General features: G+C 42.6%; 20 protein-coding genes. 13 read left to right on the top strand and 7 right to left on the bottom strand.

Going from position 1 to position 20,405, the window contains the following annotated elements; translation table 11 throughout:
* The first annotated feature begins 127 nt into the window (after window positions 1-127).
* Window positions 128-1,372 (top strand): aminopeptidase, encoded by a 1,245-nt coding sequence (locus tag KS242_RS14575; protein ID WP_217321996.1) that lies wholly within the window; start codon window positions 128-130, stop codon window positions 1,370-1,372.
* Here KS242_RS14575 and ligD read toward each other — a convergent pair whose 3' ends face one another.
* The gene (gene ligD / locus KS242_RS14570; RefSeq protein WP_217321995.1) at window positions 1,373-3,157 is read right to left on the bottom strand and encodes a DNA ligase D; all 1,785 of its coding nucleotides are present in this window, start codon (window positions 3,155-3,157) and stop codon (window positions 1,373-1,375) included. It lies immediately after the preceding gene.
* A gap of 98 nt (window positions 3,158-3,255) precedes the next feature.
* Here ligD and KS242_RS14565 point away from each other — a divergent pair, with 98 nt between their 5' ends.
* Window positions 3,256-4,104 (top strand): non-homologous end joining protein Ku, encoded by an 849-nt coding sequence (locus KS242_RS14565; protein WP_217321994.1) that lies wholly within the window; start codon window positions 3,256-3,258, stop codon window positions 4,102-4,104.
* A 150-nt stretch (window positions 4,105-4,254) separates the two neighbouring features.
* Entirely contained in the window at window positions 4,255-5,211 is a 957-nt protein-coding gene (locus KS242_RS14560) for an acyltransferase family protein (protein WP_217321993.1), read from the top strand.
* 86 nt (window positions 5,212-5,297) lie between these two features.
* Here the strand turns inward: KS242_RS14560 and KS242_RS14555 are convergent, their stop codons facing one another.
* A complete protein-coding gene (locus KS242_RS14555; protein ID WP_217321992.1) occupies window positions 5,298-6,035 on the bottom strand; it encodes an AraC family transcriptional regulator in 738 nt (245 codons plus the stop codon).
* A gap of 215 nt (window positions 6,036-6,250) precedes the next feature.
* Here KS242_RS14555 and KS242_RS14550 point away from each other — a divergent pair, with 215 nt between their 5' ends.
* From KS242_RS14550 to KS242_RS14530, 5 genes are all read left to right on the top strand, one after another.
* Window positions 6,251-7,900: an ABC1 kinase family protein gene (locus KS242_RS14550; RefSeq protein WP_217321991.1), complete on the top strand. Its 1,650-nt coding sequence runs from the start codon at window positions 6,251-6,253 to the stop codon at window positions 7,898-7,900.
* 2 nt (window positions 7,901-7,902) lie between these two features.
* Window positions 7,903-8,208 carry a phasin family protein gene (locus KS242_RS14545; protein ID WP_217321990.1) on the top strand — a complete coding sequence of 102 codons (306 nt, stop codon included), beginning with the start codon at window positions 7,903-7,905 and terminating at the stop codon, window positions 8,206-8,208.
* 114 nt (window positions 8,209-8,322) lie between these two features.
* Window positions 8,323-8,463, top strand: a complete 141-nt coding sequence (locus KS242_RS14540) for a hypothetical protein (protein WP_217321989.1) — start codon at window positions 8,323-8,325, stop codon at window positions 8,461-8,463.
* A gap of 150 nt (window positions 8,464-8,613) precedes the next feature.
* Entirely contained in the window at window positions 8,614-8,916 is a 303-nt protein-coding gene (locus tag KS242_RS14535) for a YwdI family protein (protein ID WP_217321988.1), read from the top strand.
* A gap of 15 nt (window positions 8,917-8,931) precedes the next feature.
* Window positions 8,932-9,300 (top strand): DUF423 domain-containing protein, encoded by a 369-nt coding sequence (locus KS242_RS14530; protein ID WP_217321987.1) that lies wholly within the window; start codon window positions 8,932-8,934, stop codon window positions 9,298-9,300.
* 35 nt (window positions 9,301-9,335) lie between these two features.
* Here KS242_RS14530 and gerQ read toward each other — a convergent pair whose 3' ends face one another.
* Window positions 9,336-9,833: a spore coat protein GerQ gene (gene gerQ / locus KS242_RS14525; RefSeq protein WP_217321986.1), complete on the bottom strand. Its 498-nt coding sequence runs from the start codon at window positions 9,831-9,833 to the stop codon at window positions 9,336-9,338.
* A 480-nt stretch (window positions 9,834-10,313) separates the two neighbouring features.
* Window positions 10,314-11,063, bottom strand: a complete 750-nt coding sequence (gene hemQ / locus KS242_RS14520; protein ID WP_217321985.1) for a hydrogen peroxide-dependent heme synthase — start codon at window positions 11,061-11,063, stop codon at window positions 10,314-10,316.
* Between the two features lie 260 nt (window positions 11,064-11,323).
* Here hemQ and pta point away from each other — a divergent pair, with 260 nt between their 5' ends.
* Window positions 11,324-12,298: a phosphate acetyltransferase gene (pta, locus tag KS242_RS14515; RefSeq protein WP_217321984.1), complete on the top strand. Its 975-nt coding sequence runs from the start codon at window positions 11,324-11,326 to the stop codon at window positions 12,296-12,298.
* A gap of 176 nt (window positions 12,299-12,474) precedes the next feature.
* On the top strand, window positions 12,475-13,278 hold the full coding sequence (locus tag KS242_RS14510) for a YtvA family blue-light photoreceptor (RefSeq protein WP_217321983.1): 804 nt from the start codon (window positions 12,475-12,477) through the stop codon (window positions 13,276-13,278).
* A gap of 12 nt (window positions 13,279-13,290) precedes the next feature.
* On the opposite strand, the gene KS242_RS14505 is transcribed toward KS242_RS14510, so the two are convergent.
* Window positions 13,291-14,127 (bottom strand): lipoate--protein ligase family protein, encoded by an 837-nt coding sequence (locus KS242_RS14505; RefSeq protein WP_254391724.1) that lies wholly within the window; start codon window positions 14,125-14,127, stop codon window positions 13,291-13,293.
* 185 nt (window positions 14,128-14,312) lie between these two features.
* Between KS242_RS14505 and KS242_RS14500 the strand changes: the two genes are divergently transcribed.
* On the top strand, window positions 14,313-15,608 hold the full coding sequence (locus tag KS242_RS14500) for an HD domain-containing protein (protein ID WP_217321981.1): 1,296 nt from the start codon (window positions 14,313-14,315) through the stop codon (window positions 15,606-15,608).
* A 12-nt stretch (window positions 15,609-15,620) separates the two neighbouring features.
* Complete coding sequence (locus KS242_RS14495; protein ID WP_217321980.1) at window positions 15,621-16,124, top strand: YwgA family protein; 504 nt, start codon at window positions 15,621-15,623, stop codon at window positions 16,122-16,124.
* Between the two features lie 133 nt (window positions 16,125-16,257).
* Here the strand turns inward: KS242_RS14495 and KS242_RS14490 are convergent, their stop codons facing one another.
* Window positions 16,258-16,992, bottom strand: a complete 735-nt coding sequence (locus KS242_RS14490; protein WP_217321979.1) for a ZIP family metal transporter — start codon at window positions 16,990-16,992, stop codon at window positions 16,258-16,260.
* A 257-nt stretch (window positions 16,993-17,249) separates the two neighbouring features.
* Between KS242_RS14490 and KS242_RS14485 the strand changes: the two genes are divergently transcribed.
* Window positions 17,250-17,750 carry a YwhD family protein gene (locus KS242_RS14485; RefSeq protein ID WP_217321978.1) on the top strand — a complete coding sequence of 167 codons (501 nt, stop codon included), beginning with the start codon at window positions 17,250-17,252 and terminating at the stop codon, window positions 17,748-17,750.
* Window positions 17,751-18,194: 444 nt separating this feature from the next.
* Here KS242_RS14485 and KS242_RS14480 read toward each other — a convergent pair whose 3' ends face one another.
* Window positions 18,195-20,225 carry a transglycosylase domain-containing protein gene (locus KS242_RS14480; protein WP_217321977.1) on the bottom strand — a complete coding sequence of 677 codons (2,031 nt, stop codon included), beginning with the start codon at window positions 20,223-20,225 and terminating at the stop codon, window positions 18,195-18,197.
* Window positions 20,226-20,405 lie beyond the last annotated feature (180 nt).

The raw sequence follows: 20,405 nt of genomic DNA, 5'->3' as shown, positions 1-20,405 counted from the left end.
ATTAGCGTTGCCTGTCTTGAAAAGAACTTCATCTATACAGAATGTACGTCGCTTCAATGTTATGTTTCGTGAATATTCTAATTTTAAGGTATAATGAAGTGATATAGATGTTAGTGGAGGGATACACATGAAGAAATTCGAAAAACAATTGCAGCAATTTGCTGAACTGGCTATCCAGACAGGAGTCAATCTGCAAGAAGGTCAAGGGTTACTGCTTGTTGCACCGATTGAAGCTGTTCGATTCGTTCGGATGGTATCTGAAGAAGCATACAAAGCAGGAGCAAAAGATGTACATACAGAATGGATTGACGAAGAGCTAGTCGTGCAGCGTTATACACATGCACCTCTAGAAGCTCTGGAGAATGTGCCAGCTTGGAAATTCCACGGCCGCAATGAAATGGTAAAAGATAATTATGCTGTTTTGAACATTATAGGAGAGAATCCAGATCTATTGGAAAAAGTGGATGGAGAAAAGGTTTCTGCCTATATGAAATCAGCAGGTAAAGGCCTGAAGCCATACCGTGAATTTATGATGAAAGACAAAATGCAGTGGTCCATCGTTGCTTATCCAACTGTAGCTTGGTCTAAAAAAGTATTTCCGGATAAACCTGTTGAAGAAGCACAGGAAGCTATGATGGAAGAAATCTTGCGCATCAGCCGTGTGACTGGAAATGAAGATCCGAATGCAGCTTGGAAGGCACACAACGCACAGCTTCATATAGCAGCGAATTATCTAAATAAACAGCAGTTCTCGAAATTAATTTATAAAGCAAAAGGAACAGATTTGTCAATTGAGCTTCCGAAGGGTCATATTTGGAGCGGCGGTTCAGGTCCGACAGAAGCAGGTGTTGATTTTAATGCCAACATCCCGACAGAAGAAGTGTTTACAATGCCGCACAAAAATGGCGTAAATGGTACCGTATCTAGTACACTTCCATACAATTTTAACGGCCAGCTGATTAAGGACTTTGAGCTGACTTTTAAAGACGGTGAAGTGGTGGATTACAAAGCGAAAAAAGGCCAAGAAGCACTGAAAAACCTTCTCGAAGCGGACGCTGGTGCGAAGCGTCTTGGTGAAGTAGCATTAGTACCGCATAAATCACCAGTTTCACAATCTGGATTAATCTTCTACAATACTTTGTTTGATGAGAATGCGTCCTGCCACCTTGCTTTAGGAAAAGCTTATCCGACTTGTATTGAAGGAGGCAATGACATGACTGCAGCTGAGCTAGATGCTGCAGGAGTGAATGACAGTATCATGCACGAAGACTTCATGATTGGATCTGCTGATTTGGACATCGATGGCGTGAAGGAAGATGGAACGGTTGTAGCAGTCTTCCGCAAAGGTGCCTGGGCATTCAAATTTAAATAATCACACCAGTTCTAAAATAGAATCCAGCTTTTGGCTGTTCCGCACTTCCTCATACGAAGTGAAGGGGCAGCCTTTTTGCCGTATCCGCTCCGGCATAGTCTCAATAGTGAAGTCTCGCAACGATAAACCTTCTTTCACTTCCTCCCAAAATAAGGGGGCGCTAACGGTTCCGGCGCTGCGCTTTCTGGCAGTGTATGGAACAGGGAGTGTCTTTCCTTTTCCAAATTGCACATAATCAATATACAATCGCTCATGGCGATTCTTTTTCATTCTTTCGATAGTAAAAAGATCCGGATGCTGCTGTACAAGTAATCTGGCCAATGCTTCGGTAAAAGTGCCTGCCTGCTCATAAGAGAGCTGTCTTTCAGGCAGCGGGATAAACAGCTGCAGTCCGCTGCTGCCTGACGTTTTAATAAATGGATGCAGTTCCATTTGATCAAGCCACTCTTTCAGTAAATTGGCAGCCTTAATAGCCAATGGAAGTGCATCATCAGTAGGCGGGTCCAAGTCGATCGCAATCTCGCATGGATAGTCAGCACCAATGTAATGAAAAGGTGCATGAAATTCAATGCTGCCATGATTGGCGTACCAAATTAAACTCTGCAAATCGAGGCACTGCAAGGTCTTGGTAGCAGGAATGAAGTCTGGAGCGTAATCCGGCCTGTGCTTTTGATAAAAAAAATCTGCTTCTACGCCGTCTGGGCAGCGGATAACGGTCAGCTCTCGATTTACCATATGAGGAAGCATAAAAGGAGCAACTTTTCGGATATACAAAAGGTAACTTAGCTTCTCAATGCTTGCTTGCTCCCAATATAGCTTATCCAGCTTACTTAATTCCACCGACTGCGGAAATTGTGCCAAGTCTAAAATTGCTTGCTGAACGGTACAGTCAGAAGCAGCTGTTTGCGGGGACAAGCCTTGAAAACGGGGCTCACGTAATTCTTCATCTGCCTGTCCTAAACAATGAATTTTAGCGCAGACCGCTGGCGGAAGCGTGAGGAGGTTGTTCGCTGATTTTCCGTTTTCTTTGAAAAACGCGGTCAGTGTGTTCCGTTCTTTATCTTCAAGACCATGCTTACATTTACCAATTGGTACGACCATTCCTTCACCAGCTGACAGCTGGGCATGGAAATAGTCATTTTCCGTATCGTAAGCTGTCAGGACGGCTGTAATGGTTCGCCAATTTTTGATCTTGTACCAGTCATGATGTTGTTTTCCAGCTTTGTACGTACTCACAGACCGTTTCGCTATTATACCTTCTCCTTGATGCAGCACAACATCATGAAATAATGCTTCCGGATCAAGTGAATAGTCAACAAAATGGATAGCGGGTGCGTGCACACGGAAAAGCGCTATTAGTTCCCGAAGTGCTTGTTTTCGTGAAGACAGTCGGCGCTTTTCTTGCTTTTTTCCGCTGTCGATTAGTAAATCAAATGCCATGAAAACAGCAGGGCGTTTGGATGCCATTTGCTGGATCCGGTCTGCTGCTTTCATTCTTCCTCGTGTCTGTAGCATACCGAAATCACCACTAAGTTTGTTTTTCGGTATTATTAATTCCCCGTCAATGGAGAAAGGGATATGTTTATGAACGAGTGGTTTTTGCTGCTTACAGAACGAAATCACTTCTGGAAACTGTGCAGTTAAGTCAACACCATTTTTACTAGTCAGTCGAATATGATCATCTGTCACCGATAACACGGCTCGAAACCCATCATACTTCACTTCATAAATCCATTCCTCGCCAACAGGATAGGTGTCTCGGTAAATTGGCTTCATCACCTGCATTGTATCGCACTCCTTTTCTCGTTCTAGTTTGAGAACATTGCCTTAGAATTAAACATGCACCTATCGCACAAACTAGCCAAAAAAGGAGGAAATAAATCATGCATACGATGTGGAAAGGAACCATCAGCTTCGGGCTAGTGAATATTCCCGTCAAAATGCATGCTGCTACGGAAAATAAAGATGTGAAACTACGGCAGCTGCATAAAGCGTGTAAAACACCAGTCAAATATGAAAAAGTCTGCCCGCATTGTGAGAAAGAATTAGAAACGGACGATATTGTGAAAGCCTACGAATACACGAAAAATAAATTTGTTGTATTGGATGAAGACGAACTAAAGGCTTTGCAGAAAGAGCAGGAAGATAAGGCAGTGGAGATTGTTGACTTTGTCAGTCTAGAAGAAATTGACCCCATTTATTTTGAGCGCTGCTATTATCTATCGCCAAATGAAGGCGGTACAAAAGCGTACAGCTTACTTCGTAAAGCGCTGGAAGAGACGGGAAGGATTGGGGTTGCCTCAATGGTTATACGCTCCAAACAACAGCTGGCTGTTATTCGTGTTTATAAAAATGTACTAGTTGCAGAGACAATCCACTATCCAGATGAAGTCCGCAATGTAGCAGATGTACCGAATATTCCTGCTGAAGATGCAGTTGCTGATAAAGAGCTGAAAACTGCCAAGCTGCTTATTGACCAGCTGACCGCCACCTTTGATCCTGAAAAGTACAACGATGATTACCGCGAAGCGTTGCTTGATTTGATCCAATCTAAGCGGGATCATGAAGAAGTTCATATCCCAACAGCTAAAAAGCAGCCGAGTAATGTAACGAATTTGATGGATGCGCTGCAAGCTTCTTTGGATAAAGCGAAAAAAGATAAACCGGCAGCGAAAAAGACGACAAAGCGAAAAACGACAACCAGAGCGAAGAAGAAGCCAGAGGCTGGATAATTCTGCCCCTTTCATTACACACAGATTGCGGGTATGACAGCGGTTTGACAGCATGCTTACAAGTGGATGAAGAATCCGTATAGGTGCTAGCATTCCTGATTTTTGCTCCGTATGATGAAACCATACAAGCAGGAAAAAGGAAGCGATAATATGGAACGTGATATGTATTTTGATAATGCAAGATGGCTTATGATTGCGTTAGTTGTATTCGGACACTTGATTCAGCCATATCAGGATATGTTAATTCTGCAAACAAGCTATACATGGATTTACACCTTCCATATGCCGGTTTTCATTTTTTTGGCGGGATTCTTTGCCAAAGGAATGGGACATAAGGCAGCTATTGAGAAGCTTGTTAAAAAACTGCTGCTGCCGTACTTGTTTTTCCAAGTCATCTACACATTGTTTTATTATGCAATTGGAAAAGAAGATTGGCTGCAGTCTGTACTGATACCACAGTGGGCGCTATGGTTCTTGATCAGCTTATTTTGCTGGCACATGCTATTAATACTTTTCAAATATGTAAGACCGCTCCTTGGCATTCCACTTGCTGTTTTAATCGGTGTGCTGGCAGGTTACGTTGATACAATCGGGTCAGAATTAAGTCTTTCCCGCACCTTCGTTTTCTTTCCGTTTTTCTTAATTGGCTATTGGGCGACAAAAGAGCAGCTCGCTGTCCTCAGGCGCCTGCCAATTCGGATAGGGGCTAGTGTGGTACTTATTTCAGCAGGTGTCATATTGTATCACTTTCCTGATCTATCATCAGGCTGGCTGCTAGGCTCAAAATCATTTGCAGAAATAGGTGCTGACGAATCAGGAGGTTTGATACGCATGCTTGTTTATGTCATATCAGCAGGGATGATGGCAAGTGTGCTGTCTCTTATACCAGCAAAGGAAACGCCATTTTCAAAATATGGGCAGCGAACTTTATACGTCTATCTATTGCACGGATTCGCTATTCAATATATCCGTGTGGAAGACTTGTTCGAAGTCAGCAATACACTTGATATCCTGGGGCTTCTATTCGTCGCTTTCAGTATTGTGTGGATCCTGTCTCAGCGTTGGGTTCTTCGTATTTGGAAGCCATTAATAGAACTGAAAAGCTAATGAGAAGGCAATATTGGAACCAATAAAAAAGTCCGACTATGATCAAACTCTAAAGCAGAATTTGACTTAGTTCGGACTTTTTTTGTTCAGCTAGTGCGTGCATCTCTGAATTGTTTTGGCGTCATTGATGTATAAAACTTAAACTGTGCGGTGAAATAGCTTTGATTGCAGAAGTTGAATTTTTTCGCCAAGTCCGCAATGGACTGACTTGTATGGAGAAGGAAGTATTTTGCTTCCTCAATCTTCTTCTGATTAATAAACTGGACAGTAGATACACCGACTTCTTTCTTAAACAGGTGAGAAAGATAACTTGGGTTTACGTTGCAATGAGAACTGATTGCCTGCAAACTAAGATCCTCGAGAATGTGTGACTGGATATATCCAATTGCTTCATTGATGATATTGGAATACTGCGTGGCTCTGCTTTTATTCAGTCCTTCAATAAAGCGGACGAGCATATCATACTCTAACTCGGAGAGTTCATCTTCGGTCTGACAGTTTTCAATTTCCAGCATGTAGGTCATGTTCAAATTGGAGGCAACTTCCTGTGATGCGCCTCCTCTTAGAATAGCTCGTGTGTACAAGGTGCAGATGCTAATCAATTGGTTTTTAGCAGAACGTAACGGCTGAAAGGCATACTTCGGGCGCTCTGAAGTGGATAGGCTTTCAATAATGGATAATGCCTCCGTAAGATTACCGTCGGATACCGCCTCCATTAGCTGATCTTCAAGCAAGTAGGAAGGATACAGATAGTGCTTTCTTGACTTTACATCTTCCGCGGAACGTCTGTCGGGCAGAACAGCATTTTTAGATATGCTAGACATACTATACCTCCGTTAAGGTTTATTGGTTTTATCATCAGTCGTATATATCAACATTGTAAGCGTTTACCGATAAAAAATAAACTGTTTTAATAAAAAATATTTATAAAACTTTAATTATTAGGTTTTATGACACCATGCCGGGTTAATAGACAACTAAGGATAAGAGTCGTTATAATAATAAGAAAGAAGGCAATTGTCAGAAAAAGAGGTGTGCCATGCGTGTCAGATCCACCCGACGTATTTTGACTATCGTATGGATGGTCATTCGTTTTATGGTTCAGATTTATAAATTTTACCTGCTGCACAGCCGGGTGTGGGATGAACAAGACAAACAGGAATGGGAAGCATTACTTACGAAACAGGCAAGAGAATATCGAAAGAATGCGGAAAAATTGGGAGGATTACTCGTTAAGCTCGGTCAGTTCCTGAGCTCGCGTGCCGATTTGCTGCCGAAGGTTTTCATTCGGGAGATGGAAGGACTAGTCGACCGAGTAAAAGCAACACCATTTACATATTCCGAAGCTATATTACGAAAGGAACTGGGCAGCCGTTATGAATTGGAAATCCAGCATCTCAATCCGCATGCTGTTGCATCAGCCTCTATTGGAGAAGTATACGAAGCTTATTTAAAGAATGGCAAAAAAATAGCTGTTAAAGTACAGCGTCATAATGTAAGAGAGATCTTTCACCAAGACTTTAAAGCATTGCGTATCGTTTTCTTCCTGCTTCGCAAGTTAACAAGTATTGGCAAGAAGTCGGATATGAAGGCGCTCTACACAGAAGTGGTCACAATAATCAGCAGGGAGTTGGATTTTCGGAAAGAATTAGAGCATGCCAATTATTTTAAAAAGAGACTGCAAGATAATTCGGATATCAACGTTCCTACATACTATCCGGAGTTTTGTACAGGAAGAGTATTAGTTATGGATTGGGTGGAAGGACGGAAAATAACAGATACGGACTATTTGGATGCCCAAAAGATATCACGTGAACAAGTTGCGCAGAAGTTATTTGCTTTCTTTTCAGATCAATTCTTAAACAGCGGCACTTTTCATGCAGATCCTCATGCGGGTAACATTATGATACAGCCTGACGGAACGATTGTACTGCTTGATTTCGGCATGGTAGGAGAAATCAAGTCTTCTGATACAGACTATTTACGAGAAGCAATTCAAGGAATTGTGCTTGATGACTATGATGCGGTTGTTCAAGCGCTGTACAAATTGGAGTTCTTGCTTCCATCAGCTGATACATACAAAGTAAAACGAATTATTCGCAAAACAGTGGATTTGTACAAAGGCGGACAGCTTGATATTGGAGATACGGAGTCTTTTCTGCAGCTGATGGAAGAGTTGCAAGCGATTGTGAAGGAACAGCCGATTCAATTGCCGGCCGATTTTGCATTCCTAGGCAGAGCGGTCTCCTTAGCGATTGGTCTAGTTGCCGCCATACATCCTCAAGCTGATCTTGTAGAATGGGGAAAGCCGGTTATTCTGCGCTGGATGCGAGGATCAAAACGGCATCAATCGATTTACACAGGTATTCTCACTAATTCCCTCCGTCCATTTTTATCGATGCCAAGAGCCGTTGTCGACTGGCTGACGGACGGAGAAAAGCAGCGGGGGTGGGAACGGGATAAGCAGAAGAATCAATTGCTGCACCAGTTTTATTTCTTCTATACGGTGCTGCTTCTCGCGTTGACTGCTGGATCTGTATACACAGGTATTCAAGGGATTCTACATCATACGCTATGGCTGCTGTTTGTTGGATTTATCCTTACATTCATTTTCTTTGGATTGTGGCTGATTTTATTTATCAAGCATGTTCTGATGCTCCGTTCCATAAATAAGACTAGGAGGTTATAAATATGGCAGATTTATTACGCAAAGGATTTCTTTTAGGTGTTGGTGCGGCGTTAACTGGGAAAGAAGTGCTGGATTCGAAATTGAAGGAGCTTGTTTCGAAAGGTGAGATATCCCCTCAGCAAGCGAAGGATCTGATTCAGCGATTTGTCGAAAAAGGGGAAGCGAAATCGAGTGAGTGGAACGAAAAAAATCAAGAAAATATGCAAAAGAAAGTGAATGAACTAGGCTTGGCAACAAAAGCAGAGGTAGATGAGTTGAAGCAGCGAATTAGTCATTTAGAGCTCCGTTTGCAAAATACCGAAGAATAACAAGATATTTGGCGAATGTTAATTTGTCGTGAATATTTTGAAAACTTATTGTCAAGCATAGCTTTGTCCATTAGAATGGATTACAGAGGCTATAACCAGAGGAGGTAATTAGCAATGATTAGCTTTTTATCCTTTGTCGACCAAGTGGAGGAGGAACTTAAGCGCCCTTCCACAGCCACAGAATACGACTTTCTCAAATGGATGCATGAACAATACGTTGCTGAACGGTCCGATATAATGAAACAAGCGCTTTAATAACAAGAAGGTTCGCCATGATGGCGGACTTTTTTTGTTCCAAGACAGTTGAGTAAAAAATACCAGTTAATTGTGCGTATTTCGTCATTTAATTTTTTATGACCGATTCTGTTATAATGCATAATGAAGTACATGATGGAGGTGGACGGTTTGTTAAGTGAAAAGGCAGTACTGCGACAGATGGAAGAGGAGCTGGAGCGGGCGCTGCAAATGGATGATGTCCAGAAACAGCGAGAGCACGTACGTGCAGTCCGTTCTATGTGTGATCTGTTTTTACAAAATGATGCACCGGCTAAGATACAAATGCCTGAACCTAAACGCTCAGAACCTTCTGCAGAGCCCTCAGCAGCAGAGTGGGCGGCAATGACAGGAGAATGGCCGGTTCAGCAGCCGAAAAAAACATTCGAAGACGATGATGAGGAATCAAACGGCAAATCTTTGTTTGATTTTTAATAAAGGAGCAGGATGATGAAAGCTTTATTACTAATAGGAGCGATCAGCGGATTTATTACCGTGGCACTGGGCGCATTTGGCGCACACGGCCTGGAAGGCAGATTGTCTGAGAAAGCCATTGCTACATGGGAAAAAGCGGTCCAATATCAAATGTTCCACACGATTGCGATCATTGGTGTTGCGTTATTGCTGCAAAAAATCCAAGCAGGCACGCTGACAACTGCCGGCCGTTTCTTCATAGCAGGTATTCTGCTGTTTTCAGGCACACTGTACCTATATGCTGTCAGTGGAATAACATTGTTTGCTTTAATTACACCAGTTGGCGGGGTCGCGTTCTTAATCGGCTGGATTCTGCTCGGTTATACCGCAATAAAACATTTATAAAGAAAACCCTCTGCCATGCGGGCAGAGGGTTTTTCTTATCGTGGAGGATAAGTTGCGATATTACCTTGATTGGCATAAGGGTACTCATAATTAAGCGGCTCGTCAAAAGTCACATAGTCCAGATAAATCATTAACAGCAAGTAACGTCGGTTATTTTCCGGATCGCGCAGGATAAGATGATCACGCCCGGCAGCTTCAATAACACCTTTAAAGATCTTCGCATTCCAGCGGTCATTATTTTCAAAAGTCATATAAACAGTAGCTAGTTTGTTACGGTTAAGACGTAAAATGTTCTCAATGTACGATTGTTCAACTGGCAGTCCAGTTCCTCCAACGCCTTGCGGGAATCCCATGTTGCCGCCTGCTGTTGTAGGCGGAACTGGCTGTTGCTGCTGCTGTGGATAATACGGCTGGTTCTGCTGGCGATACGGATAGCTGAAGTTAGGAACTTGCGGGTAAGAATAAGCCTGGGTTTGTTCCTGGAATTGCGGAGTGCTCGGAGTTTGGTTCTCTTGGTTTTGATTCTTGCTCATTTTTTCAATCCCCTTTCCATATCCTCTTCGTCCAAAGGTTCCCGGCTGAACTAATACATCAGGTCAGCCGCTTGCTCCTTTTGTCAGATAAACTCATGCCTGTTCTCTTACAAGGTATGTAGGCAATACGGGGAGTAGAACAAGTGCAAATAAAAAAAGCGCCGGGCAAAACAAGATACAATCATCCTAAAAGCAATCGATGACTAGATCCATACTTTTGAATGCAGCCCTCTGACTGCTGCTGCCTAACTTTAGCTGTTATCGTCGGACGGACGGAAATAGCTTTTAAAATAAGTACCGACAAGAAAATCGCTCTTATTTTCGGGGGAGTCTATGTAATCTGTCTACACGAGTGAAGGTTTCCCATAACAAAATCAGCGGAGTGTAGATCCTTAACGCAAAAAATCCAAACAATGCTGCTGTTACTTGCAGTATTGCTTGGATCTTTACATAGCTTAAACAATTATGTCTCAGCCTCTATTATGAAATATGGAAGTATGTTGCAGCGGCATCTTTTTCCAAGATATTACCGAAATAGAAATCACCGAACTCGCCGTAACGCGCACTCACTTCATCAAAGCGCATTTCGTATACAAGTTTCTTGATTGGCAGCGGATCATGTGCGAACAGTGTAACGCCCCATTCCCAATCATCGAATCCGAATGAGCCAGTTATAATTTGCTTAATTTGACCAGCATATTTGCGTCCAGTTTTACTATGTTCGTACATAAGCTTGGAACGCGCATCTTTTTCTAGAGAATACCAGTTATCCTCGTTCATCCGACGTTTGTCCATCGGATAGAAGCACATGTAATCCCAGCGAGGCAGGATTGGTTTCAAGCGTGCTTGCACTTCTGGTTTTTGTTCAATATCGACGCCTGGTTTGCTCATATATTTAGAAAGCTCCACAACGGATAAATAAGAAAAGCTCTTCGTCATAAACGAGGCAATCTTCGTCTTATCAAACGCTGTCTCGATTTCTTGCAGCTCATCCATTGTCGGACGCAAAATCATAAACATAATGTCAGCTTTGTGACCAATAATCTTATAGGCTAACTGACTGCCGTTATTTGCTTCCTCCACTTGTTCCATATCAGACATCCAGTTTTGGAATTCCTCGATTGCTGCTTGGCGATCTTCATCAGACGCTAGTTTCCAGCTTGTCCAATCCATTACACGGAAATCATGCAGGCAATACCAGCCGTCCATGGTTTCTACTGCTTCTGCCATGCCTAAACACTCCTTTTACGTACACATTTTCAATATAGTGTAACACAAACAGCAATGCTGCATCCCTGTCTGTGCTCACTTCTTCTATCTCTATTATACCAAGAGTGAACGCAGTAAAACGTGTATACTTTGACAAAAAAGGGAACATCTATAGAGGTGGTTATTTTAATTAAAAAAATCAGCGGCGGTTTATATGACTTTAAAAGTAAAACAAAAAGATTTACTATAGAAAAGCAGACATATTCTAGGAGGGTTTTTAGATGAGTGATTTATTTCAAACATTGCGGGAAAAAGTGACAGGTCAAAATAAAAGGATCGTCTTGCCAGAGGGCTTGGACGAACGTATTTTGGAAGCAGCTGCAAAGCTTGCAGAAGAGGGCATTATTGCACCGATTCTTATTGGTAATAAAGAACAAGTGGAGAGCAAGGCAAAAGAATTGTCTATCAACCTGCATGATGCAACAATCATCGACCCAGATACTTACGAGAAATTCGATGAACTAGTCGCAGCGTTTGTAGAACGCCGCAAAGGTAAAGCAACGGAAGAAGATGCAAAGAAAATGCTAAAAGATGAAAACTACTTCGGTACAATGCTTGTTTACACTGGCGAAGCAGATGGTCTTGTTAGCGGAGCGGCTCATTCTACAGCTGATACAGTTCGCCCAGCGCTTCAAATTATTAAAACAAAGCCAGGTTATAAGAAAACATCAGGTGCATTCGTTATGGTAAGAGACGACGAGCGTTATGTATTTGGCGACTGTGCAATCAATATTGCACCAGACAGCCAAGATCTTGCTGAGATTGCTGTAGCAAGCGCTGAAACAGCAGCTATGTTCGACATCGATCCAAAAGTCGCACTTTTAAGCTTCTCTACAAAAGGTTCCGCGAAATCTCCGGAAACAGAGAAAGTATCCGATGCGCTAGCAATCGCTAAAGAGAAAAATCCTGATCTTGTTGTAGACGGAGAATTCCAATTCGATGCTGCTTTCGTTCCATCTGTAGCAGCGAAAAAAGCTCCAGATGCTGTACTAAAAGGTGATGCGAATGTATTCGTATTCCCTAGCCTGGAAGCAGGAAACATTGGCTACAAAATCGCACAGCGTCTTGGTAACTTTGACGCAGTAGGTCCGATTCTACAAGGCCTTAACGCTCCGGTAAACGATCTATCCCGCGGCTGTGACGCAGAAGACGTGTACAAGCTTACACTAATCACTGCAGCACAATCCGTACAATAAGTACTGCTAAGAAGTGCTCAAAAAATCCAAACGATGATGAATCTCGACATGAGTTTCATATAAGTTTGGATTTTTTTTGTATTTATCTATCAGTCGACACAAAATACTATCTTTTGTATTTTCTGCCTGACTATAGTAAAATGACGTTGTTTACATGGTTAAAGGAGTGAGTGTGTTTGGTTAAGGATTTCCGCTATTCATCCGAAGTAACTGATCAATTTGTAAAGCATGCTATCGATTACGTAGGTGCAGGAGTGGTAATTACAGACCCTTCACTACCTGATAATCCGATTATTTATACCAATAAAGGCTTTGAAGAGCTTACTGGTTATACTTCCGAGGAAATTATCGGCCATAACTGCCGTTTTCTGCAAGGTGAAGATACAAGTAAAAATGATGTGACAATCATTCGCAATGCTATAAAGCAAGAAGATCCCATTGTTGTGGAATTAAAGAATTACCGCAAAGACGGCGAGATGTTTTGGAATGAGCTGGAGATATATCCAATTTACCTAGATGATGAAAAAAAGACATTTTTCGTTGGGGTGCAAAAGGATATAACTGAGCGAAAACTCAATGAAGAGCTTGTTGCGCATTATTTAGAGGAAGTATCAAGGCTGTCAACACCAATTGTACCAATTACGGATACAACGTCAATTTTGCCTTTGATTGGCGATGTTGATGATCGCAGGCTCAATCAAATACTTGAGAGAGTCGGGGAGCATGTGCAGCAAACCGGAGAGCAGAATTTTATAATTGATCTGCAAGGAATCAGCCGTTTTCACAGTGGTGTCCATGATGGTGTGCTTCGCTTGCATCAGCTTCTTGAATTAATGGGTACTCGCTTGATTGTGACAGGTTTTCACCCGAAGATGGCGATGGAAAGTGTGCGAAGCGTTGATTTCCACGAACAGAATATCCCGTTTTACTCGACAGTAAAACAAGCATTAAGCTTTCTTGAAAAAGAGAAAAACCGCTGACCGGCGAACGGTTTAGCGGTTTTTTTGTTGGAAATCTTCATTTCGTTTTAGCATGAGCTTCATTCGTTCTTGCTGCCACTGCATTTCTTGCTCCGTCATCTTGTCGGAAGGGTTGATGCGTGTAATGGAGGCAAGCCCATCGACAATTCGCTTGCATACTTGCTCGCTTGTTATCGGAACATGCAGCAGTTCTTCTAGGGATGCCATCGTTTCAGGCACTACTTCTGGGAACGTGAAGCGAGTTTCAGCATGTTGTTTTGCTCGCTCATAAAATGCTCGAACAACTTCGGCTCGTCCAGCACCGCTGCCATCCACACATAAGTAGATTTGCACGGCCGAACCATCTTTAACCCGGCGTTGTGAGATACCAGCAAATTTACGGCCATCTATACTTAAGTCATAGGTGCCTGGACAGTAAGAACCTTCTACTTCAAATGCTTCGATTTTGTTCGTTAAATCCTGGAAAATGTATTGAATGAAGGATACCATAGCTTGGTAGCCATCATGGATACCGATATGCTTTGCATCTGGGAAGATAAAAGATAAATTGACGACGCCTTTATCTAAAAGAACAGCTAGTCCGCCTGAATTTCGAACGACTGCTTTGTAGCCTTGTTCCTCTAAATAAGCCACGCCTTCTTCTATATATGGCAGCCGGGAATCGGGAATACCGAGCATAATCGTTCGGTCATGAATCCATAATCTTGCTGTTGGTACAGCTAATTCTTCTCCAACAGATATTGCAAGTGCATCATCAATAGCAAAAGAAGCCATTGCCTGGTCGGGACTGTCTTCCTTGGAATGGTCGATGATGCGGAATTCTGGTGATTCAAATAATGTATGCAACACGTCATACGCGCTCCTTTTCAACAAAATGGCATGAAAACGCCAATACATAGTATAGCAAAAAACAGGGCAGACAAGAAACGAGTAAAAATTACTTTAAGTTATTTACGTAACCAGCAATATTCTATAAACTAAGTCTATTGGACAAAAATAATCGAGATTCAATGACATAAAGTGAGGCAGAGGAAATGGCGTATCGAGACGAAAAGCTAGAGGAAGAGAAAGTTTTCAAAGATCCTGTGCATCGTTATGTACATGTCCGCGACCGGGTAATATGGGATTTAATCGCAACACCTGAATTCCAGCGGCTGCGCCGGATTAAGCAGCTTGGCACCTCTTATATGACGTTTCATGGTGCTGAACACAGCCGTTTTAACCACTCTCTGGGCGTTTATGAGATCGTCAGACGGATTGTCAGCAATTTCGAAAACCGTTTGAATTGGAAAAAGGAACAGCGCCTGCTCGTGCTTTGTGCTGCGTTGCTTCACGATTTAGGACATGGACCTTACTCTCATTCTTTTGAGAAGGTATTCGGTCTGGATCATGAGGAATTTACTCGTAAGATTATTCTTGGTAATACGGGTGTAAATCATGTGCTTCGTAAAGTGAGTGCCAGCTTCCCAAAAAAGGTAGCCGAAGTTATTAACAAGACCTATGGCGATAAATTGATCGTCAGCATTATCTCAAGCCAAATTGATGCTGACAGAATGGACTACTTGCAGCGGGATGCCTATTTCACTGGCGTAAGCTACGGTCACTTCGATATGGAGCGCATTCTCCGGGTCATGCGGCCGCGTGAAGATCAGGTGGTTATTAAAGAATCCGGTATGCACGCAGTCGAAGATTATATCATGAGCCGTTATCAGATGTATTGGCAAGTATATTTCCACCCTGTTACGCGCAGCGCGGAGGTTATCCTGACGAAAATCTTGCACCGTGCAAAAGCGCTCTATTTGAGTGATTATACGTTTAAATTGCGACCAGAGCATTTTATTTCTTTATTCGATGGAGATATAACGCTGGAGGATTATATTCGGCTTGATGAGAACGTCACAGGCTTTTATTTCCAAGCTTGGCTGGAGGAAGAAGATGATATACTAAGAGACTTGTGCGAAAGATTTCTGAATCGCAGATTGTTCAAATATGTCGAATTCAATCCGCTTCTGCACGTAAAGGAAATGGTAGAATTGTCGAAGCTTTTCTATGAAGTCGGCATCGATCCGGAATATTATTTGATTGATGACTCTTCTTCTGATTTGCCGTATGATTTCTACCGTCCTGGGGAAGAAGAGGAGCGGCTTCCGATTCACTTGCAGCTTCCAAATGGGAAACTGAAGGAATTATCCCGCCAATCGGATATAGTGGAAGCAATTTCGGGTAAGAAACGAACAGACCATAAATTATACTTTCCACAAGATATACTAGAAGCTTTGCCGGATGAGAGCACACAGAAGCAGCGGATTTTTGAGATATTATTTCAATAAGGAGGAGCAGCTATGCTAGCCAATCATGCGAATCTCCTGCAGTTCTTTTCTTCCGCGGAAGAAGTAGTAGGCAGGAAGAAATTGCAAAAGATGATCTACATACTGAAGAAAAATGGAGTTCCGTTCGGAGAGAAATATGAATTCCATTTATTCGGACCGTATTCAGAAGAATTATCTTTGCGTGTAGATGAATTGAGCAATCTTGGATTACTCCAGGAGACAAAAGAAGATAAAAGCAGTTATATTCAGTACCGATATACAATGACAGAAGAGGGGCAGCAGTTCCTCACCCATTATGATAATCACTTTCCTGATTACCAACAGGCCGTTCACCTGTTAAAAGAAAAAAGCTCCCGTTTTCTGGAACTCGTTTCGACGATGTTATATTTCGAAGAGCTGCAGCAAGAGGAAGTGGAAGAGAAGGTACGGACAGTCAAGAAGAAACAAAACTATACAGACGAAGAGATGACCCAAGCATGGGAATTCATCGCTTCAATGAAAAAGCTGCAAGCATAAAACAAAGCCGAGCAATTCTGGAGTTAAACAGAACTGCCCGGCTTTTTATATAGTATTGGTGAGAAAGGCTGTCGCTTTGTATTCGATTCCGGCCGAAGCGGTAACTTAAGCACCTTCGTCCTAAGCCCTTTCTTCAAATCAACAGTAGCAATGTTGTATAGCCTGCTGCACCAAGCAGGAAGCTGACTATACTGCTTTGTCTCTCTTCTGGAAGTTCCTCTTTCATTACATTTAATATAATTCCACCTGCAATAAAGGCTGTGAGCAAGGATATGATGAGCTCATTTAATTCTGTCATAACACCAACTATCCAACCCAAAAGGATTGCACCTGTCAGAAGTAATCTGCCATATTTGTCATAGATGTGCTTGTGGTCACTGCGCAGGCTCCGATCGTTCGTAACAAAATGCACACCTAGCGCAATAAAGTAGAAGAGCATACCGAATGGAGATTCATATTCTTCTCGCACTAATAAGTAACCAATAATACTGTTGTACAGGAAAAAAGAGCTCATATGAATCCAAAAGATACCCGATTTTGTCTCATCAGGATTATGCAGCTTAGTCGTTTGTTTTGACACTTTTACCAGTCTTTCCAAACCATAAAATAAGATTAAGCCGATCAGCGCTAGAATATAAATATGGTTCTCTGTATAGCTCCATATGTGGTGCTCTAATTCGTCATTCAGCAGCTCTTGGTAATGATTCAGTTCAGGAAGAAGGTGCACAAACACGTAAGCAACCGCTATTCCAGCTGAAATTGATAGAAATTTACTGCGCGGTGTTTCCTTTAAGAAGCCCATATACTTGGAGCAATAATGAATAAGCGCAAACCCAATTGCAAAAGTCAAACTAAGCCAAAAATACATCAAATCTTCCTTTCTGCAGTCGCTGTGTTGTACTCTTCCCGGGTGATGCATGACTTAATCTGTTTTTGTGAGGGGGCTATTCTTCTTTTAGAATGAAGTAGCTGGTGTTATTTTTGTGATCTAGCAGGTACAGTGATATGTTTAAGTTTGATTTATTTAGCAGTTTTGAGTGACTTGTCATATTGATAAAACAATTGAATTGAAGTAATAATCTGTCGCATGCTACTATAGAAGCAAAAGTCGAGGGAGCGGTAAATATGGAAAAGAAGAAGAATAATGCTTTCACGATTATGAAGGATGACTCAACAGATGGGCATGGCGGTTACGGCGTCGGTGCTATCAGTCTGGAGAACATGAGCCCGGTCATCGTGGATCCGCATGAGAAGACGGCCTATGTAGATATGGCTGCGATGCATGCGCGCAGCCAGGTAGAAAGACGTGTGCGTTTTCAGAATGATAAAGATAAAGTGCAAGACGGCAAACGGTATTGGATTGTTTGGGTTACAGTGCAAAATAGCAAAGACGGTCCATACTATCTTGGTGCAGCTGCCAGCGAGATCATCGTTGACCGTCCAAACCGAATTGCGTACAAGTCCATGCCAGAGCACGTGAAACACATGGAGCAATCGATGAAAGGCATGTACGTGCTGGAACATATGGATGACTTATCAAAAGAATTGCTGCTTGAATTCTTCCAGACATACAAACCTGAATTCTGGGAAAGAACTTCAAAAGACTTGGAAAACCAGCTTCAATAAGCTAAGAAGCCGCTGGGACATCACTGTTTAAGCTATAAAAAATCCAAACAATATTGCATTGTTTGGATTTTTTGCATTGGAAATGAAGGTGAGAGCATCGCTTCGGAAATACACTCCGCTTTCCTGCGGGCGGCTGGTTAGCCTCCTCGTGCAAAAACCGCACTGCGGGGTCTAACCTAGCCTTCCTCCCGCGGGAGTCTCCGTGTATTTCCTACGCTGATTCTTGTTATGAGAGACCTTCACTTTTGTAGAAGAAATACGTAGACTCCTCGAAAATAAGAAGCAATTTTCTTGTCGGTGTCTACTTCAAAAGCCATTCTTGTCCGGCGATAACAGCTAAAGTTGGAAAGGCAGCATCAGAGGGCTGCATTAAAAAGTATGGATCTAGTCATCGTTCGCTTTTAGAGTGAATTGATCTTGGTTTGTTCCAACGGCTCTTTTCATTTAAAATAACCAGTCAAACCAGCGTTTCCGTCTGGCAGGAGTTTCTTCATCTGGATGCAGCGGTTCCCTGTCTATATCTGCGTGACAGTACTGCTTTGGTTCTGTTCCTTTCACAAAATAAGTAAAACGACGCTTCTCGCAAGAAGGTGAAGACAAAAGACCAGAATCGGGGTCGATAAAAACACCGCGAACGCCAGCTGGCGGCTGAAAAGCTTCAATTGGCTGCCCTTTATGGGCATCCTCCATAAACCCAGCCCAAATTTGTTTACTGTAGGTAAGTTCCTTTACTTTATCCATGGAGCGGTTATCATCATAGCCAGTCCAAACGGTTGTCACCAAATCAGGACTAAATCCAGCCATCCAGCTATCAGAGCTGGTAGTCCCGGATTTTCCAGCATAAGGACGGCTCAGCTGGTCTTTAATAGTAGCTCCTGTTACACGCATATAGCTGCTGAGCGTATCGTCAAATATACCTGTCATTAAGTTGGTAAGAACAAATAGTCTTTTCGAATCCAGTCGGCTTTTCTGCTTGGTCGGTTTATGCGTGTAAACTGTTTTACCTTGCTGATCAACGACTTTTTCAATTGTATAGCTTTCTACTGGTTTACCACCATTGGCAATCCGGCTGTAAGCAACGCTCATTTCTTCGACAGTCACCGGCGAGGTCCCAAGTGCGAGGGAGGGAACAGCTTGCAAGTCACTCATTATTCCAAGCTTCTTGGCATCAGCCGCCACATTCTCTGCTCCAACCATCATATTTGTTTTGACAGCATAAATATTATCTGACATCGCAATGGCTTCTTCCATCGTAATCTCTTCATTGGCATAATAGCCATGGTAATTGCCAGGAGCGTACACTTCACCATTTGGCAGATCGAAAGTTGTTTCCTCGCTTTGCAGCTTTGTCGTTGGAGTGAATCCATGTTTTAGCGCTGTGTAATAAACAAAAGGTTTGAAAGCGGAACCAGGCATCCGCTTGGACGACGTGGCTCGGTTATATGTACTTTCGTTATAATCGGTTCCTCCAACCATGGCCGCAATAGCACCTGTTTTTGGATGCATAGCAACAGCTCCTGTTTGCACATCGGCAGAAGATGGGATGGTATCTGCTACTTGATGTTCAAGCTGCTGCTGAAGCACAGGGTCCATCGTTGTATAGACGCGATAACCAGCATCGGACACCTCGTCTTCATCCATCTCCAATACATCGGCAAGTTCATCTGTTATATGGTCTTGAAAGTAACCTGCACGTTTAATCGTTTCGCGTTCTTGCTCAGTCGATAAGGATACAGCAGGCAGCGTTTCCGGTTCCGTAATATAGCCTTCCTTTTGCAGCAGTCCATAAATGTAAGCTTGGCGTTCATTAGCAAGCTCTTTGTTCTGAAATGGCGAGTAATAGGATGGTCCTTTTGGTATACCGGCAAGCAGTGCAGCTTCTGCACCAGAAAGAGAAGCTGGGTCTTTGCCCACATAATAATCGCTGGCAGCTTGAATACCATACATGCCATGCCCGTAATAGATGCTATTTAAGTAGCCTTCTAAAATCTCATCCTTGGAATAAAACATTTCCAAGCGTATCGTGTAAATCGCTTCCTTCAGTTTCCGGGTCCACGTTTTATCATTGGTAAGATACAAGTTTTTCGCATACTGCTGCGTAATGGTGCTGGCACCTTCTACTTTGGCACCGGCCTGAAGATCCTTTAAAGCGGCAGCAAATATCCGTTTCCAAGCAAAACCGTGATGGTTGTAGAAATGCTTGTCTTCTGCCAAAATGGTGGCATGAATTAAATGAGGAGATACTTCCTCTAATGATTTCCAGCGTTTAGGTGTATTGCCATAGTGCTCTCCAAGGATGGTGTCGTCATTTGCATAAAATGTTGTACTCCACTTGCTTGTCATTGGCGGCGGTCCCATCAAATAGCAGATGAGGAGCAGTCCGGTGATTGCCGTAACGATACTTCCAAGTCCGAGTAAGAGCAATCTTTTCGGGCGGAGCCACTTGTGCCAACGTCGTATAGGAATCCGAATCAAGTCTATCGCCTGCTTCCTTCATGGTGTCTAGAACAGTATCGGCATCATGCAGGATAATAAACCTTCCCAAGGGTTGCTTTTTTTCTGATTTTCACTATAATTTGATTGTTTAAAGCTATAAAAATGACCAACACTAGTTGCGAGATGATATAGGATTCTATACACAGAGGGGTTTTGAGT

The organism is Terribacillus sp. DMT04 (assembly GCF_019056395.1).
Taxonomy (GTDB): domain Bacteria; phylum Bacillota; class Bacilli; order Bacillales; family Amphibacillaceae; genus Terribacillus; species Terribacillus aidingensis_A.
This window is presented reverse-complemented; position numbering and strand designations above follow the sequence as displayed.